Genomic DNA, 15961 nt, shown 5'->3' with positions numbered 1-15961 from the left:
AAGTCTCAGAGGGAAGGCGGGGTGTCGGTCAGCCGGGTGAGCGGGCGCATGACCTCCGCCACGCCGGTGAGGCGGTCGAGCCGCAGGACGAGGTCGCGTACGGTCCGGGCGGACTCCTCCGGCAGCCGGCCGGCCACGTTCTCGCGGAACTTGCGCGCCAGCTCGGCGTCGGACAGCGGCCGGGCCGGGCCGCCCCGGTTGGCCAATACCTCCTCGGTCCACTCGCGGCCGTCGTCGGCGCGCACCCGGACCACCGCGGGGAACTGGTGCGGGAAGATGGCATCGCAGCGCTCGTCGGGGACGACGTCGACCAGCGCCATCAGTGCGCGGCGGGCCGGATCGCGGGCCAGCTCGTCGGTGAAGTCGTCGAGGCCCACGCCGAGCCCCGACCCGCCGACCAGCCCGGCGACCACCGCGTACGGCCCGCTGAACTGCGCCTGGTAGCCCGTCTCCGGGGCCCGCTTCTGATCGAGCGGCTGGCCGATGGTGCGGATCACCGCCGACGGCACGCGCAGCTCGATGTGCTCGATCCGGTCGAGCGGGACGCCCCGCTCCCGCAGCGCGATGCCGGCGTCGATGGCCGTGTGGGTGAAGTGGTTGGCCGGGTAGGGCTTGAAGAAGATCCCGGGGACCGCCCACTGTTCGCCCAGCCCGGTGAGCACCTGGTCCAGGTCGGTCTCGCCGCGCAGGAACGCCTCGAAGAAGCCGAAGCGGCCCTCCAGGACGGTGGGCGGGCCGGTGAAGCCGCGCCGGGTCAGCTCCGCGGCGGTGACGGCCGACTGCGCGGCCCAGCCGCAGTGCAGCCGCTTGACCGTGCCGCCGGTGCGGTTGGCCTCGATGATGCCGGACGCGAAGGACGCGGTGATCCCGAGCGCGTGCCCGACACCGTCCGCGCCGAGCCCCATCAGCAGCGCGGCCGCCACCGCGCCGCCCATCGCGCCGCAGATGGAGGTCGCGTGCTGGCCGTGCTCGAAGAAGACCGAGTTGCCGAGCTCGCTGTCGTAGCCGGCCATGCCGAGCCGTACGGCGACCTCCAGCCCGGCGGCCACCGCGGCGACCGTGTCGGCCCCCGAGGCTCCGGACGCCTCGGCGGCGGCGAGCGCGGCCGGCACGACCGCCGCGCTCGGGTGGAGCACCGACGGCAGGTGGGTGTCGTCGTAGTCGAGCGAGTGGGCGAGCACCCCGTTGGCGAAGGCGGCCTGCGGGGCGGGCAGGCGGCCGGCCACCCCGACGGCGCTGGCCCGCGGCGCGCCGCCCTGGTCGGCCACGTAGCCGGCGGCGGCGGCGCTGGTCGGCAGCCGGTAGGCGGCGACGCAGAGGCCGAGCACGTCGAGGATCCGGCGGCGCACGCTGTCGGTCACCTCGTCCGGCAGCGGCCCGGTCAGCGTCCCGGCCGCGAACCGGGACAGCTCGGCCGCGAGGACCGGCGTCTCAGCCATGGCCGACCACCGCCAGGGGACGCACGGGGGACCCGGTCGCGCCGAAGATGGGCAGCGGGGAGAGCACGAAGGCGAACTCGTGCACGGCGTCGGCGGCCAGCTCGTCGAGCACCATCGTCTCGACGATGTAGACGCCCCGCTCGACGAGCAGGACGCGGTGGGCGGGCAGCAGACTGTGGCCGCCGCCCGGCTTGAGACACTCGAAGGCGATGGTGTCGGCGCCGACGGCGTGCGGCTCGTGGTCGGCCAGCCAGGTCGCCCCGGCCTCGCCGACGCCGGGCACGCCCGACTCCAGGCCCGTGTAGGCGTCGCGGTCGCCGAACAGGCGCCCCCAGCCGCTGCGGATGAGGACCACGTCGCCGGCGCCGATGGGCGTGCCCTGCCGCTCGGCGGTCGCCGCCAGGTCCTCGGGGGTGATCTCGTAGCCGGGCGCGCAGCCCTCCGGCGTGCCGAGGGCGGCCGGCACGTCGAGCAGCACGCCCCGGCGGAACATCGGGGCGATGGTGTGGGCTCCGAGGGCGGCGAACCTGCCGCCCCGGCTCGCCTCCACGGCGTCGGACCCGTCGATCAGCCTGCCGTCCTGCGACACGTGGGAGAAGGCGTCGATGTGCGTGCCGACGTGGGTGCCCATCGTGATGACGTCGTTGGCGGCCGAGCCGCCGTCGGCCCGGACCATGTCGCCGTGCCGGCGCGGCAGCGCGTGCCAGAAGGCCGGGTGGTTGGGCGACTGGGGCATCCCGATCGTCAGGGGCCGCCCCAGGTCGTAGATCCGGATCCCGCCCTGGACCGCCCGCAGCAGCAGGTCGGTCGTGGTGGCCCCGTTCAACGCTTCCCGGCTCGACTCTTGTCGGCTCGACTCTTCTGGGCTCAACGCTTCTCGTCCTTCGTCACTGGTCCGAACGCCGGTGATGCCGGCGCCTGTCATGCGATCACCCGCCTGGTGCGCAGGTCCTCCACCGTCCCGGCGTCGAAGCCGAGCTCGTCCAGGAGGATCCTGTCGGTGTCGGCGCCGAGGTCCCGCCCGGTGAAGCGAATGCGGCCGGGAGCGCCCGTCATCCGCCACATCACGTTGTGCATGAGCACGGGGCCCAGATCCTCGTCCTCGACGTGCGTGAGCATGCCGGTGGCCCGCACGTGCGGGTCCTCGACGAGGTCGCGGGCGCTGTAGACGGGCGCGACGGCCGCGCCCGCCCGCTCGAACTCCGCCAGCACCTCGGCGCGGGTGCGCTCGGCGATCCACGACCCCACGTAGGAGTCGAGCAGGTCGGCGTGCTCCGCCCGCCCGCGGCCGGAGGCGAACCACGGCTCATCGATGACCTCGGGATGGCCCACCAGCGTCAGGACGCGCTCGGCGATGCTCTGCGCGCTGGTCGACACCGCGACCCAGCCGCCGTCCTTGCACAGGTAGGTGTTGCGCGGGGCGTTGTTGGACGACCGGTTGCCCTGCCGCCGGCCGACGACGCCGAGCTGGTCGTACACCGTGGGCCCCGGCCCGACGGCGGCCATGATGGGCTCGATCAGGCTCAGGTCGACGACCTCGCCCCGCCCGGTCCGCTCCCGGGCCCACAGCGCCATCATCGTCGCCGACGACGCGGCGATGCCGCAGATGCTGTCGGCCAGGCCGAACGCCGGCAGGGTCGGCGGGCCGCCGGCCTCACCGGTCAGGTGGGCGAACCCGCTCATCGCCTCGGCCAGCGTGCCGAACCCGGCGCGGGCCGCGTACGGCCCCCGCTGGCCGAAGCCGGTGATGCGGACGATGACCAGCCGGGGGTTGGCCTCGTGCAGCGCCTCCGGCCCGAGGCCCCAGCGTTCGAGCGTGCCGGGCCGGAAGTTCTCCACCAGCACGTCGGCCGTCACGGCCAGCCGCAGGAGGATGTCGGCGCCCTCGGGAGCCGACAGGCTCACCCCGAGCGCCCGCTTGTTGCGGGAGATCTCCTTCCACCACAGTGGCACCCCGTCCTTGGACGGTCCGTGCCCTCGCATGCCGTCCCCGTTGACCGGGTGTTCGATCTTGATGACCTCGGCGCCCTGGTCGCCGAGGATCTGGCAGCACAGGGGTCCGGCGAGGATGGTGGACGCGTCCAGCACCCTCAGTCCTGTCAGCGGGCCGTCTTCCACCTCAGCTCCATGTTCCGCTATAGCGAACGCTGGTCCGCTCAGAGGTTAGTTCATTGCTTCTTTCCAGGTCAACGCTTCGTTCGCCGGGCGCCGCCTGGAGGCGCCTCTCGCGTTCAGCCGAGCAGGCCCAGCATCCGGATTGACGGCTCCGGTTACCACTGCGAGGTGATGATGCGGACACGAAAGGTGATGTCCGCAGGTGGCACGGGATGCCGCGGACGCCGTCGAACTCCAGGCGCCGGTTCACATGGCGTCGCGGGACGGCTTCCGGGGAGAGAGGGTCAGGGCTGGGCCGGCCGGTAGCCGAGCTGTCGCGACACCTCGGCCGCGGCCTCCTTGACGAGCCGGCCGTATTCCTCGGTCTCGCCGGCGCTGAGGCGGCTGACCGGGCCGCAGACCGAGATGGAGCCGTAGACGCGGCCGGTGGCCTCGTAGACGGGAGCGGCCACCGAGGCCGCGCCCTGCTGGCGCTCGCCGAGGCTTACCGCGTAGCCGCGCCGCCGGGTGAGCTCAAGCTCCTCAAGCAGGCGTTCGGAGTCCTGGATGGTGATCGGGGTCAGCGCGTCGAGCGGCCCCGAGGCGAGGCAGGAGCGGATCTCGTCGGGCTCCATCGCGGCCAGGATGGCCTTGGACGAGCCGCCGGCGTGCAGCGGGTAGAGCCGGCCGAGCTGCACCGACATCTGGATCTCCTGCGGAGACAGCACCTGTGTCAGATACATCCGCTGGTAGCCGTAGCGGACGGACAGCGTCGCGGTCTCCCGGGTGCGGGCCACGAGGCGTTCGAGGTGCGGCTGCGCGATCCGCGGCACCTCCATCTGCGCCATGGCCGCGAGGCCCACGCTCACCGCGCCGGGCCCGAGCCGGTAGCGGCGGGTGCGCTCGTCGAAGGAGAAGAAGTCGGCGGCGACGAGGGTGCGCACCACGCGGTGCACCACGGCCTTGCTCAGCCCGAGCGACCGGGCCAGCTCCGAGACCCCGATGTCGGGCTCCTTGGCGGCGGCCACGGCGAAGATCACCTGAAGGGCGCGCTCCACACCGCTGCTCGTCTGCCCCTCGTCGGGAGGGGTGCCGTTCGCCGACGGACGCCCGGTGTCTCCCGAGTTCTTGTTCTCAACCGACCGCACAAAGCCAAAGCATAGCCGCGATCCACGCGCCTCCAGCTCCCGACGAACGGGTTAATTGTCCCGTTTTGAGAATATCTGTGCGCGCCCTCCCGTTGTCACCGGAGGCCGGTACCGATCTCGGCCGGAAGGGGGCGGTGAGCGCGAGGCGTTCACGGCCGTGAAAAAGTCATTTCCGTGGCTTCCAGGTCCATGATCAACCCGCTAGATCGGCTCGCGGCGGCTCGCTAGGGTGGGGCGCTTTGGCCGCTCCGTCCCCCCGGGAGTGCTCGTGCGTCGCCACCGTTTCGGCAGGCTCGCGGCGTCGGTCGCCGCGCTCTACCTCGCCGCCGTCGCCGTGCTCGGCGTCGTCGCGCTGGTCACCGGAGAGGTGGACCTCCTGTGGTGGGTCGTCGCGCACGAGCCTCTGCCTCCTGCCGGTCGCCGACCAGTCGCGCGGCCCGGTCACCACGGCCCAGGACTGCGAGCCGCCCGAGGAGTGGAGAGGGCTGGACCAGAGCGAGAGACGCACGCCGACCGGCGGGGAGGCGTACCTGTGCGGCATCCGGAGCGGCGGCACGCTGAAGTTCGCCGCCACCACACCCGACCAGGTGCTGCTCGCCCACGGACGCTGGCTGTGCGGCGACTCCGCGCCACCGGCCGCTCATCAGACCCGCCCGGCGGATCGTGATCAAGGAGCCCCAGCGGACCGACCACGGGGTCCTGGAGGCTTGGGAGCAGACCGAGGACCACTACGACCCGTCCAGCATGGAACTTTTGGACAAGGCCCAGGACAACGGGCTGGTAGCCGCCCGTCCCGGCCATCTGATCGTGCTGTCACACCCCGACTTCGACCTGTGCGTCAACGTCGAGACCTACACCCGCCGCCCGCCGGTGGAGACGAAGGGCTGGGACCACGTCGTCGAGGTCGGTTACGAAAGCCCCACCGGCGAGATCGTGCTCACGGACGACCTGAGCGGCACCGAGCTGACCGACATCGCGCTCGACGGCCGCGAGGGCCACTATCGGATCCGCGTGCACTACGCCTGGTTCCCGTGGAAGGGCGCGCGGGAGGGCGCCCAGCGCCTGCTGATCATGGCTTACCCCGGCGGCGGCGACCAGGTCGCCACCTACCGCGGACCGGGCAGGTGAGCGCCGCCACCGCGCATCTCCTCCTCGACGTCGCGGACCGTCATGGCCAGGGCGCTGGTCAGCTCCGGCAGGCGGTCCCGTGAGAACCGGACGGTGGGCAGCGACACCGAGAGCGCGGCCAGCACCCGGCCGTCCTCGCCGCGCACGGGCCGGCCGACGGCCGTGACGCCCGACTCGGTCTTGCCGGCGTTGATGGCGAAACCCCGCTCGCGGACGGTCCGCAGCTCGCGGCGGAGCGACCCCAGGCTGGGGCGCCGGTCGAGGCGGCCGGCCCACTTCTCCTCGCTGTAGAGCGCGTCGAGTCGCTCCGGCGGCAGGTCGGCGAGCAGGACCTTGCCGCCCGAGGCCAGGTGCGCGGGGAAGACCATGCCCTCGCGGTTGCCGACCCGCAGCGCCTGCGCGCACTCCACCGATCCGATGAACCGTACGTGGTCGCCCGCCAGGATCACCAGGTTGGCGCTCTCGCGGACCCGCTCGACCAAGGCGGCCAGGTGCGGCATGGCGACCGAGCGCAGCAGCGCGGTGCGCGACTGGGAGCTCGCGCCCAGCGACAGGACCGGCCCGGCGGCGTAGCGGCGATCTCTGGTCTGGATCGCGAAGTCCCGGTACACCAGCATCGCCAGCAGCCGGTGCGCGGTGGAGGGCGCCACCCCGAGGCGCTCCGCGGCCTCGCCCACGCCGAACGGGCCCTCGACCTGGAGCAGGACCGCGAGCTGGAGCGCATGGTCGACACTGCGCACGGAGTAGTTGGGTGGATTCTTCAGAGCAGAATCTCCTGTTCTTTTCCAGTGCCCAAGATACAAGCTTGCAGCACGGCGGCGCCGGTGGGCGTCGCCATGTCACCCCGCGCCGAAGCCGTGTCACGGCACGTCGAAGGAGCCAGACTTGACTGAGAACGCGAACTCCCCGGTTCGCCTCACCGTGCTCGACTCACCGGACCAGCCGGCGCCGTCGGCGGCGCTGGAGGAGCTGTACCACGGCTTCGAGAAGGAGCTGCTGGTCCCGCTGTGGACCGAGATCGGCGACCTGATGCCGGCGCACCCGCGCTCCAGGGCGGTCCCGCACCTGTGGCGGTGGGACAACCTGCTCGCCCTGGCCGACCGGGCCGGGCACCTGGTGCCCGTCGGCCGCGGCGGGGAGCGGCGGGCGATCGCGCTGGCGAACCCGGCGCTGGGCGGCCGGCCGTTCGCGACGCCGACGCTGTGGGCCGCGATCCAGTACCTGATGCCGGGCGAGGACGCTCCGGAGCACCGGCACACCCAGCACGCGTTCCGGTTCGTCGTCGAGGGTGAGGGCGTGTGGACCGTGGTCGGCCGCGACCCGGTGCCGATGCGCCGCGGCGACTTCCTGCCCCAGGCCGGATGGAACTGGCACGCCCACCACAACGCGACCGACAAGCCCATGGCCTGGATCGACGGCCTGGACATCCCGTTCCAGTACGTCACCGAGGCGCAGTTCTTCGAGTTCGGCCGGGACGAGATCAGCGCGGCCGAGCACGCCACCCCCGAGCGTTCCCGGTCGGAACGGCTGTGGGGCCACCCCGGCCTGCGCCCGGTCTCCGCGCCCGGCGCCCAGCCCGGCACCCCGCTGCTGGCCTACCGGTGGGCCGACACCGACCGCGCTCTGACGGACCAGCTCGCACTCGAGGCCGAGGGCCACCCCGGGACGGTCGAGCCGGGCCACGCGGCGGTGCGCTACACCAACCCCACCACGGGCGGCGACGTGCTGCCGACCATCCGGGTGGAGATGCACCGGATCCGCGGCGGGGCCGAGACCGCGCCACTGCGCGAGGTCGGCTCCTCGGTGTACCAGGTCTTCGACGGCAGCGGGCGGGTCACCGTCGGCGACGCGTCCTGGTCGGTCACCCGCGGCGACCTGTTCGTGGTCCCGTCGTGGACGCCGTTCTCGGCCCGGTCCGAGGCCTCGGCGTCCGACTCCGACTCGGGCGCCCTCGACCTCTTCAGATTCAGTGACGGGCCGATCTTCGAGGCGCTCCGCCTCGACCGCGCCCACGTGGAAGGACAGAACGCATGAAGCTCGCCACCATCCGCACCGCCGACGGCGCCACCCGGGCCGTACGTGTGGAGGGGGAGACCCTGGTCGACCTCGGGTTCGCCGACGTCGGCGAGCTGCTGGCCCAGCCGGACTGGGCCGGGCACGCCACCCGTGCGCAAGGGAGCGCGGTCGAGAGCGCCGGTTACGCGCCGGTCGTCCCCCGCCCCGGCAAGATCATCTGTGTCGGCCTCAACTACCGCAACCACATCCTGGAGATGGGGCGTGAGCTGCCGGAGTACCCGACGCTGTTCGCCAAGTACGCCGAGGCGCTCATCGGGGCCGACGACGAGATCCGGCTGCCGCCGGAGTCCGGGCAGGTCGACTGGGAGGCCGAGCTCGCCGTCGTCATCGGCAAGACCGTGCGGCGGGCCGGCGAGGACGAGGCGGCCGAGGCCATCGCCGGGTTCGCCGTCCTCAACGACGTCACCATGCGCGACTGGCAGTACCGCTCCGCGATGTGGCTGCAGGGCAAGACCTGGGAGGGCAGCACACCGTTCGGCCCCTACCTGGTCACCCCCGACGAACTGCCCGGCGGCACCCGGCCGTCGCTCACCCTGACCGGGTCCGTCGACGGCGAGGTGGTGCAGCGGGCCGACACCTCGGACCTCGTGTTCGACCCCGTCGCGCTGGTGCGCTACGTCTCCACGATCATCACCCTCAACCCGGGCGACGTCATCGCCTCCGGCACCCCCGGCGGAGTGGGACACGCCCGCAAGCCCGCCCGCTACCTCGCCGAGGGCAACGTCCTGACCACCGAGATCACCGGGCTGGGACGCTCCGAGGCGAAGACCGTCGCCGAATCGGCGGCGTGATGACCGCGAGCAGGAGCCGGGCCGACAGCCTGCGCTGGACGGCCCAGGGGAGCGAGCTCTTCTTCGGCGCGCTGGACGCGTCGCCGGACGAGCGGCTGGCCCGGCCGACGGCGCTCGACGGCTGGACGGGCCGGCATCTGCTGGCCCACGTCGCCGCCAACGCCGACGCGCTGGTCAACCTGGCGCACTGGGCGCGGACCGGAGAGGAGACGCCGATGTACTCCTCCCCGGGCCGGCGCGACGCCGACATCGAGGCCGGCGCCACCCGGCCGGCGGCCGAGCTGCGCGCCTGGGCCGCGCGGTCGGCCGAGGCCCTGGACGCGCGGCTCGCCGAGCTGGACGAGTCGCAGTGGGCCCGCCAGGTCCGCACCGCCCAGGGCCGTACCGTCCCGGCCGGGGAGATCCCCTGGATGCGCGCCCGCGAGGTCATGGTGCACGCCGTCGACCTCGGCGCCGGGGTGGGCTTCGACGCCCTCCCGGCCGGCTTCCTCGCCGCCCTGATCGACGACATCACCGCCAAGCGGTCCGGCGCCGGAGACGGCCCCGCGCTCACCCTCACCGCCGCCGGCCACGACGGCACCTGGGCCGTGTCCGGCGCCGGCGACCCCACTCCGGTGACCGGCACCCTCGCCGGCCTTGCGGCCTACCTCTCCGGCCGGCGGAGCGACGGCGTCACCGCCGCCGGCGACCGGCCGGCTCCCGAGCTTCCGCGGTGGCTCTAGCTCCCCGGCACGACCTGATGGAAGGAACATCGGACATGTCCGAAGACGGTAACGACGTCGACGTGGTGGTGGTCGGCGGCGGGATCGGCGGCCTGGCCAACGCCCTCGCCCTCACCGGGAAGGGCCTGCGGGTGCGGGTGCTGGAGCAGGCCTCCGAGTTCGGTGAGGTCGGCGCCGGTCTGCAGATCGCGCCCAACTGCACCCGCATCCTCGACCGCTGGGGCCTGCTCGACGAGATCAAGTCGCTCGGCGTGCTCCCCGAGAGCATCGTCATGAAGGACGCCGTCGACGCGGACGTCCTCACCCGGCTCGACCTGCACGACGTGGAGCGGCGCTACGGCTTCCCGTACATGGTGATCCATCGCAGCGACCTGCACGGCACGCTGCTGCGCGCCTGCCGGCGGGCGGGGGTGGACCTCGTCAACGACGTCACGGTGACCGCGTACGAGCAGGCCGAGGGCGGCGCCGTCGCCGTCCACGACGGAGGGCGGGAGTTCGGGGAGATCGTGCTCGCCGCCGACGGCCTCCACTCGGTGGCCCGCCGGATCCTGAGCGACGACCGGCCGGTCAGCTCCGCGTACGTCGCCTACCGGGGCGCCATCCCGGTCGACCGGGTCGCCGACCTCGACGTGCGGCTCAAGGACGTGGTCGTCTACGTCGGCCCCCGGTGCCACTTCGTCCAGTACCCGCTGCGCCACGGCGAGATGTTCAACCAGGTCGCGGTGTTCGAGTCGCCGAAGGCGCGAGCCGGTGAGGAGGACTGGGGCACGCCGGACGAGCTGGACGGAGCCTTCGAGGCCACCTGCGCCCAGGTGCGGGCCGGGCTGCCGCTGATGTGGCGTGACCGCTGGTGGCGGATGTTCGACCGGGACCCGCTCACGGACTGGGTCCGGGGCCGGATCGCCCTCACCGGCGACGCCGCCCATCCGCCGCTGCAGTACCTCGCCCAGGGCGCGGTCATGGCCATCGAGGACGCCTGGGTGCTGGCCGAGCACGTGGGCGCGCAGGGAGTGACCGGCTCCGCGGCCTCGGGAACCCCGACGGGCGTCGACTGGGACGCCGCGCTGGCGGCCTACAACGCGGTCCGCCCGGAGCACTGCCGCCGCGTGCTGACCACGGCACGGTCCTGGGGAGACCTGTGGCACCACGACGGGGACAAGCGGCTGTGGCGCAACGAGGTGCTCCGTGACCGCGACGTCTACGACTACGACTACGTGGACTGGTTGTTCGGGCCGACCGCCCTCACACCCGGCGAGCTGCCCCCGATGTACCCGTCTCGTGCCCGTAGCACCGGGTGAAGATGCGGGTAAACTACGAAAGTTCGTATACGGAACTGTTGTTCGCATAGCGAACATCAAAGGAGGACGGCATGGGTGGGGCCTTCGTCTACGCCGCGGCGCGCACACCGTTCGGCAGGTTCAACGGCGCGCTCGCCGGTGTCCGTCCGGACGACCTGGCCGCCGCCGCCCTGCGTGGCGCCCTGGCCAAGGTCCCGGAGCTGGATCCGGCCGCCATCGGCGACGTCGTCTGGGGCAACGCCAACGGCGCGGGCGAGGACAACCGCAACGTCGGCCGGATGGCCGTCCTGCTGGCCGGGCTGCCGGTCAGCGTGCCCGCCACCACGGTCAACCGGCTGTGCGGGTCGAGCCTCGACGCGGCCATGATCGCCTCCAGGACCGTGGAGAGCGGCGACGCCGACATCGTGGTGGCCGGGGGAGTGGAGTCGATGACGCGGGCTCCGTGGGTGCTGCCCAAGCCGTCGCGGGCCTTCCCCTCCGGAGACGCGACCGCCGTCTCGACCACGCTCGGCTGGCGGCTGGTGAACCCGAGGATGCCCCGGGAGTGGACGGTCTCGCTGGGCGAGGCCAACGAGCAGTTGCAGGAGACCTACTCCATCTCCCGGGAGCGGCAGGACGCCTTCGCGGCACGCTCCCACGCGCTGGCCGCCGCCGCCTGGGACTCCGGCTTCTACGACGACATGGTCGTGCCGGTCGAGGGCGCCGACCTCGCGCGCGACGAGGGCATCCGCCCTGGCACCACCCCGGCGATCCTCGCCGGGCTCAAGCCGGTGTTCCGCCCCGACGGCACCATCACGGCCGGCAACGCCTCGCCGATCAACGACGGCTCCTCGGCCGTCGTGCTCGGCTCGGAGGCCGCCGCGAGCCGCGTCGGCGCCGACCCGATCGCCCGCGTCGCGGGCCGTGGCGCCTCGGCGCTGGAGCCCCAGTTGTTCGGGTACGCGCCGGTCGAGGCCGCCGACCGGGCGCTGCGCCGGGCCGGCATCGGCTGGGACGACGTCGGGGCCGTCGAGCTGAACGAGGCGTTCGCCGTGCAGTCGCTGGTCTGCCTGGACGCGTGGAAGATCGACCCCGAAATCGTCAACACCAAGGGCGGCGCCATCGCCATCGGCCACCCGCTCGGCGCCTCCGGCGGACGCGTCCTCGGCACCCTCGCCCACGTGCTCCGCGAACGGCGTGCGCGGTGGGGCGTGGCCGCCATCTGCATCGGCGTCGGCCAGGGCCTGGCCGTCGTCCTCGAGAACGTGAGCGCTTCTTGACCTCCTCCCCAGGGCTGAAGCCCGGGGTCTCCAGCAAAGGAACTCCGATGACCTTGGTCACCGCCGATCCCGGCGCCGCCGTCGCGGACATCGCGGACGGCTCCACCGTCCTCATCGGCGGGTTCGGCATGGCCGGCATGCCGGTCACGCTGATCGACGCGCTGATCCGGCAGGGCGCCACCGACCTGACCGTGGTCAGCAACAACGCCGGCAACGGCGACACCGGCCTGGCGGCGCTGCTCGCGGCCGGCCGGGTGCGCAAGATGATCTGCTCGTTCCCCCGGCAGAGCGACTCCTGGGTCTTCGACTCCCTGTACCGGGAGGGGCGGATCGAGCTGGAGCTGGTGCCGCAGGGCAATCTCGCCGAGCGGATGCGCGCCGCCGGCGCCGGGATCGGCGCCTTCTACAGTCCCACCGGCGCGGGCACGCCCTTGGCCGAGGGCAAGGAGACGCGCACCATCGACGGCCGCGACCACGTGCTGGAATATCCGATCAAGGGTGACGTCGCGCTCATCGCCGCCCACGTGGGCGACCGGATGGGCAACCTCGTCTACCGCAAGACCGCCCGCAACTTCGGGCCCGTCATGGCGACCGCCGCGACGACCACGATCGCCGAGGTGCGCCGGGTCGTCGAGGTCGGCGAGCTGGATCCCGAGACCGTCGTCACCCCTTGTGTCTATGTCGACCGCATCCTCGACCTGAGCGCAGCGGAGGTCTCAGCGTGACCGTCTCCATCCACCCCGAAGGCCACCCCGACGGCCGGACCGACGGCCACCCCGACGACCGGACGGTCGAGCACACCGGCCGGGGCCCGCTCGACCGCGACGAGCTGGCCGCCGTCGTGGCCCGCGACATCCCGCCGGGCTCGTTCGTCAACCTCGGCATCGGACAGCCGACCACGGTCGCCGACCACCTGCCGGCCGGCTCCGGCGTCATCCTGCACACCGAGAACGGCATGCTCGGGATGGGCCCCGCCGCGCACGGCGACGAGATCGACCCCGACCTGACCAACGCCGGCAAGATCCCCGTCACCGAGCTGCCGGGCGCCTCCTACTTCCACCACGCCGACTCCTTCGCGATGATGCGCGGCGGCCATCTCGACGTGTGCGTGCTCGGTGCCTACCAGGTGTCCGAGCACGGCGACCTGGCCAACTGGCACACCGGCGCCCCCGATGCGATCCCCGCCGTTGGGGGCGCCATGGACCTGGCCATCGGCGCCAAGAACGTGTTCGTCATGATGACGCTGTTCGCCAGGGACGGCACGCCCAAGCTCGTCCCGGAGTGCACCTACCCGCTGACCGGCCTGGCCTGCGTGAGCCGTCTCTACACCGACCAGGCGATCTTCCACCTCGGCCCGGACGGTGTGACCGTCGCCGAGACCTACGGCACGACCGTCGAGGAGCTCGCCTCCCGGCTGGACGTCACCCTCCACACCCTCGGCGGCCGCGAGGACGCCGGCTAGAACGGCCCTCCAAGGACGTCCGCGATCGTTCTGAGGACGCCGGCCGGAACCGGCCGTCAAGGATGACCGCGATCGTTCTGAGGACGCCGGCCAGAACCGGCCCTCAGGACGTCCGCGATCGTTCCGGGCGCGGCCAGGGCCGCCCGCCCAGGCGCTCCACGTCCGTGTTGAACCGCTTGAGGTAGGCGGCGAAAGCGGCGACGTCCTCGGGCGACCACTCGGCCAGCACCTTCTCCAGGCCCCGGATGTTCCTGGCGTGCTCCTCGTCGAGGTGGCGCTCGCCCGCCGCCGTGAGGCGGAACTTGCGCGCCATGCCCCCCTCGGGATCGGGGATGCGCTCGACCAGCCCGTCGCGCAGCAGAGCCGTGGTCTGGCGGTTGAGGGTGGAGACGTCCAGGCAGAACGCGTCGCTGAGCTGCCCGATGGACATCGGGCCCTCCATCCGCAGGCGGCTGAGCAGGGTGTAGGCGCTGCGGTCGACGTGGCGGTAGCGCCCGAGCAGCATCGTCTCGTACTCGATCAGATGCGTGGGTTTGTCCATGCCAGTCCTTCTCCCTCGGCGCACGCCTGCATGACTGCCTTGCGATGTGTAACGCCCATATTATGTGCAAGTCACACGTCATATGTAGAGTGCACATCGTTTGTGTCGGCTGAAGAATGAGGGAGTTCGCGTGGAGGATTCCACGACCGGTACCCGTCCTCACGGCATCGTGATCGTGATGGCGGTGGCCGGCATCGTCGCCTCGCTCACCCAGACCTTGGTGGTGCCGCTGATCGGCGAGCTGCCCCGGCTGCTGGGCACCAGCGCGTCCAACGCCTCCTGGGTGCTCACCGCCACGCTGCTGGCCGGAGCCGTCACGACGCCGGTGGTCGGCCGGCTCGGCGACCTCTACGGCAAGCGCCGCATGATGCTCGTCTGCTCGGTGCCGCTCATCGTGGGCTGTGTGATCTGCGCGCTCTCCGGCTCCCTCGCGCCGATGATCGTGGGCCGTGGCCTGCAGGGCATGGGCATGGGCCTGATCCCGCTGGGCATCAGCGCGCTGCGCGACCTGCTGCCGCCCGAGCGGCTGGGCCCTTCCATCGCGCTGATGAGCTCCTCCATGGGCATCGGCGGCGCGCTCGGGATGCCGCTCGCGGCCGGGGTGGCCGAGTACGCCAGCTGGCGGGTGCTGTTCTGGGGCACGGCCGCGCTCAGCGTGCTGGTGACCGTGCTGATCGGCACGCTGGTGCCGCCCACGCCCGCCCGGACCCCGGGACGCCTCGACGTCGTCGGCGCGCTCGGCCTGGGCGCCGGGCTGGTGTGCCTGCTGCTGGGTGTGTCCAAGGGAGCCGACTGGGGCTGGACCAGCGGCACCACGCTCGGCCTGCTGGGCGCCGCGCCGGTCGTCCTGCTCGCGTGGGGCTGGTGGGAGCTGCGGAACGACGATCCGCTGGTCGACCTGCGGGTCACCGCCCGGCGTCAGGTCCTACTTACCAATCTCGCCTCGATCGTGGTCGGTTTCGCCATGTACGCCCAGGCGCTGATCATCATGCAGGTCCTGCAGCTTCCGAAGGCCACCGGCCACGGCCTGGGCCAGTCGATGCTGGCCGCCGGCCTGTGGATGGCGCCCTCGGGCCTGATGATGATGCTCGTCTCACCGGTCGGCGCCCGGCTGTCCGCCGTCCGCGGCCCCAAGGTCACGCTGATCACCGGCAGCCTCATCATGGCGCTCGGCTACGGCTCCTCCATGGTCCTGCTCGGCTCACCCTGGGGCATGCTGGTCATCACCTGCGTCTGCAGCATCGGCATCGGCTTCGCCTACGGCTCGATGCCGGCCCTCATCATGGGCGTCGTGCCGCGTTCGGAGACCGCCGCGGCCAACAGCTTCAACACGCTGATGCGGTCCATCGGCACCACGACCTCGGCGGCCGTGATCGGCCTCGTCCTATCGCAGATGACCATCCGGTTCGGCCCGGCGGTGGTGCCTTCGGAGGGCGGCTTCCGGGTCGGCATGCTCATCGGCTGCGGCGCCGCGCTGTCCGCCGCGGCGATCACCCTGGCCCTTCCACGCCGGGCCGAGCAGCCCGAGGCGCACGCCGAGGCCCCCGCTCCCGCCGCGCGCCACTGACGGCGGGCGTGCCTGATCGTCACGGACGCGCCGGCCTGCCGTCGGCAGATCCTCAGGATCGCTGGTCGAGCTCGGCGGCCTGGTTGATGTAGTCACGCAGGGCCTCGTGATCGACGTCCTCTGGATTCTTGATCTTGACGTGCCGGGTTCTCTTCCCGGAACCGTTGAGGAGGCCATGCGCGTCGGCGAACTCGACTCCACGCTCGAAGGCGAGCGTGATGTGGGTCTTGCTGACGCTGATGATCGCCAGGATCCTGTTGCCCCGCCAGGCGGGAGAGCCGTAGGTGATCACCTCCTGGGCCTCGGGCGCGTGCTGCCTCATCAGCTCGCGCAGGGCCTCGACGGTGGGTTGGTGGGCGGGCGCGACCCGGGTCCTGACGTATTCGTCGACAGCCTGGTTGCTCAAGGTCTCTCCGATTCAGGGATGCGGCCGGTC

General features: G+C 72.4%; 17 protein-coding genes. 9 read left to right on the top strand and 8 right to left on the bottom strand.

What is annotated here, in order from left to right; all coding sequences use genetic code 11:
* Positions 1-5: 5 nt before the first annotated feature.
* The 5 genes from AB0I38_RS04390 to AB0I38_RS04370 all read right to left on the bottom strand — a co-directional run bounded on the left by AB0I38_RS04390 (position 6) and on the right by AB0I38_RS04370 (position 5255).
* A complete protein-coding gene (locus AB0I38_RS04390) occupies positions 6-1439 on the bottom strand; it encodes an MmgE/PrpD family protein (RefSeq protein ID WP_358461688.1) in 1434 nt (477 codons plus the stop codon).
* Positions 1432-2265 carry a cyclase family protein gene (locus tag AB0I38_RS04385; protein ID WP_358461685.1) on the bottom strand — a complete coding sequence of 278 codons (834 nt, stop codon included), beginning with the start codon at positions 2263-2265 and terminating at the stop codon, positions 1432-1434. The genes AB0I38_RS04390 and AB0I38_RS04385 overlap by 8 nt, the downstream gene beginning before the upstream one ends.
* Before the next feature lie 95 nt (positions 2266-2360).
* The gene (locus AB0I38_RS04380) at positions 2361-3557 is read right to left on the bottom strand and encodes a CaiB/BaiF CoA transferase family protein (protein ID WP_358461682.1); all 1197 of its coding nucleotides are present in this window, start codon (positions 3555-3557) and stop codon (positions 2361-2363) included.
* 281 nt (positions 3558-3838) lie between these two features.
* On the bottom strand, positions 3839-4681 hold the full coding sequence (locus AB0I38_RS04375) for an IclR family transcriptional regulator (protein WP_358461679.1): 843 nt from the start codon (positions 4679-4681) through the stop codon (positions 3839-3841).
* Between the two features lie 193 nt (positions 4682-4874).
* The gene (locus AB0I38_RS04370; protein ID WP_358461676.1) at positions 4875-5255 is read right to left on the bottom strand and encodes a hypothetical protein; all 381 of its coding nucleotides are present in this window, start codon (positions 5253-5255) and stop codon (positions 4875-4877) included.
* An 89-nt stretch (positions 5256-5344) separates the two neighbouring features.
* On the opposite strand from AB0I38_RS04370, the gene AB0I38_RS04365 reads away from it, so the two are divergent.
* Entirely contained in the window at positions 5345-5809 is a 465-nt protein-coding gene (locus AB0I38_RS04365) for a hypothetical protein (protein ID WP_358461673.1), read from the top strand.
* Here AB0I38_RS04365 and AB0I38_RS04360 read toward each other — a convergent pair.
* The gene (locus tag AB0I38_RS04360) at positions 5788-6549 is read right to left on the bottom strand and encodes an IclR family transcriptional regulator (RefSeq protein ID WP_358461670.1); all 762 of its coding nucleotides are present in this window, start codon (positions 6547-6549) and stop codon (positions 5788-5790) included. The genes AB0I38_RS04365 and AB0I38_RS04360 overlap by 22 nt on opposite strands.
* Positions 6550-6694: 145 nt before the next feature.
* On the opposite strand from AB0I38_RS04360, the gene AB0I38_RS04355 reads away from it, so the two are divergent.
* The 7 genes from AB0I38_RS04355 to AB0I38_RS04325 all read left to right on the top strand — a co-directional run bounded on the left by AB0I38_RS04355 (position 6695) and on the right by AB0I38_RS04325 (position 13417).
* Entirely contained in the window at positions 6695-7843 is a 1149-nt protein-coding gene (locus tag AB0I38_RS04355) for a cupin domain-containing protein (protein ID WP_358461667.1), read from the top strand.
* Positions 7840-8676 (top strand): fumarylacetoacetate hydrolase family protein, encoded by an 837-nt coding sequence (locus AB0I38_RS04350; RefSeq protein ID WP_358461664.1) that lies wholly within the window; start codon positions 7840-7842, stop codon positions 8674-8676. The genes AB0I38_RS04355 and AB0I38_RS04350 overlap by 4 nt, the downstream gene beginning before the upstream one ends.
* Positions 8676-9398, top strand: coding sequence for a maleylpyruvate isomerase family mycothiol-dependent enzyme (locus tag AB0I38_RS04345; RefSeq protein ID WP_358462281.1), 723 nt, complete (start codon positions 8676-8678; stop codon positions 9396-9398). Before AB0I38_RS04350 ends, AB0I38_RS04345 begins: the two co-directional genes overlap by 1 nt.
* A gap of 35 nt (positions 9399-9433) precedes the next feature.
* Positions 9434-10696, top strand: a complete 1263-nt coding sequence (locus AB0I38_RS04340; RefSeq protein WP_358461662.1) for an FAD-dependent monooxygenase — start codon at positions 9434-9436, stop codon at positions 10694-10696.
* Between the two features lie 71 nt (positions 10697-10767).
* Positions 10768-11955, top strand: coding sequence for a thiolase family protein (locus tag AB0I38_RS04335; RefSeq protein ID WP_358461659.1), 1188 nt, complete (start codon positions 10768-10770; stop codon positions 11953-11955).
* A gap of 47 nt (positions 11956-12002) precedes the next feature.
* Positions 12003-12680 (top strand): 3-oxoacid CoA-transferase subunit A, encoded by a 678-nt coding sequence (locus AB0I38_RS04330; protein WP_358461656.1) that lies wholly within the window; start codon positions 12003-12005, stop codon positions 12678-12680.
* Positions 12677-13417: a 3-oxoacid CoA-transferase subunit B gene (locus AB0I38_RS04325; RefSeq protein WP_436838714.1), complete on the top strand. Its 741-nt coding sequence runs from the start codon at positions 12677-12679 to the stop codon at positions 13415-13417. Before AB0I38_RS04330 ends, AB0I38_RS04325 begins: the two co-directional genes overlap by 4 nt.
* A gap of 103 nt (positions 13418-13520) precedes the next feature.
* Here AB0I38_RS04325 and AB0I38_RS04320 read toward each other — a convergent pair whose 3' ends face one another.
* Entirely contained in the window at positions 13521-13958 is a 438-nt protein-coding gene (locus AB0I38_RS04320; protein ID WP_358461653.1) for a MarR family winged helix-turn-helix transcriptional regulator, read from the bottom strand.
* Positions 13959-14088: 130 nt separating this feature from the next.
* Between AB0I38_RS04320 and AB0I38_RS04315 the strand changes: the two genes are divergently transcribed.
* Complete coding sequence (locus tag AB0I38_RS04315) at positions 14089-15525, top strand: MFS transporter (RefSeq protein ID WP_358461651.1); 1437 nt, start codon at positions 14089-14091, stop codon at positions 15523-15525.
* A 52-nt stretch (positions 15526-15577) separates the two neighbouring features.
* On the opposite strand, the gene AB0I38_RS04310 is transcribed toward AB0I38_RS04315, so the two are convergent.
* The gene (locus tag AB0I38_RS04310) at positions 15578-15931 is read right to left on the bottom strand and encodes a DUF1801 domain-containing protein (protein ID WP_358461649.1); all 354 of its coding nucleotides are present in this window, start codon (positions 15929-15931) and stop codon (positions 15578-15580) included.
* Between the last annotated feature and the right edge of the window lie 30 nt (positions 15932-15961).

The organism is Nonomuraea cavernae (genome assembly GCF_040655715.1).
Taxonomy (GTDB): Bacteria; Actinomycetota; Actinomycetes; order Streptosporangiales; family Streptosporangiaceae; genus Nonomuraea; species Nonomuraea cavernae_A.
This window is presented reverse-complemented; position numbering and strand designations above follow the sequence as displayed.

What these genes read in the sequence shown, in the direction of transcription:
- AB0I38_RS04350 (WP_358461664.1), top strand. Translation starts at nt 7,840, where the DNA reads ATGAAGCTCGCCACCATCCGCACCGCCGACGGCGCCACCCGGGCCGTA.
- AB0I38_RS04390 (WP_358461688.1), bottom strand. Translation starts at nt 1,439, where the DNA reads ATGGCTGAGACGCCGGTCCTCGCGGCCGAGCTGTCCCGGTTCGCGGCC.
- AB0I38_RS04330 (WP_358461656.1), top strand. Translation starts at nt 12,003, where the DNA reads ATGACCTTGGTCACCGCCGATCCCGGCGCCGCCGTCGCGGACATCGCG.
- AB0I38_RS04340 (WP_358461662.1), top strand. Translation starts at nt 9,434, where the DNA reads ATGTCCGAAGACGGTAACGACGTCGACGTGGTGGTGGTCGGCGGCGGG.
- AB0I38_RS04345 (WP_358462281.1), top strand. Translation starts at nt 8,676, where the DNA reads ATGACCGCGAGCAGGAGCCGGGCCGACAGCCTGCGCTGGACGGCCCAG.
- AB0I38_RS04320 (WP_358461653.1), bottom strand. Translation starts at nt 13,958, where the DNA reads ATGGACAAACCCACGCATCTGATCGAGTACGAGACGATGCTGCTCGGG.
- AB0I38_RS04335 (WP_358461659.1), top strand. Translation starts at nt 10,768, where the DNA reads ATGGGTGGGGCCTTCGTCTACGCCGCGGCGCGCACACCGTTCGGCAGG.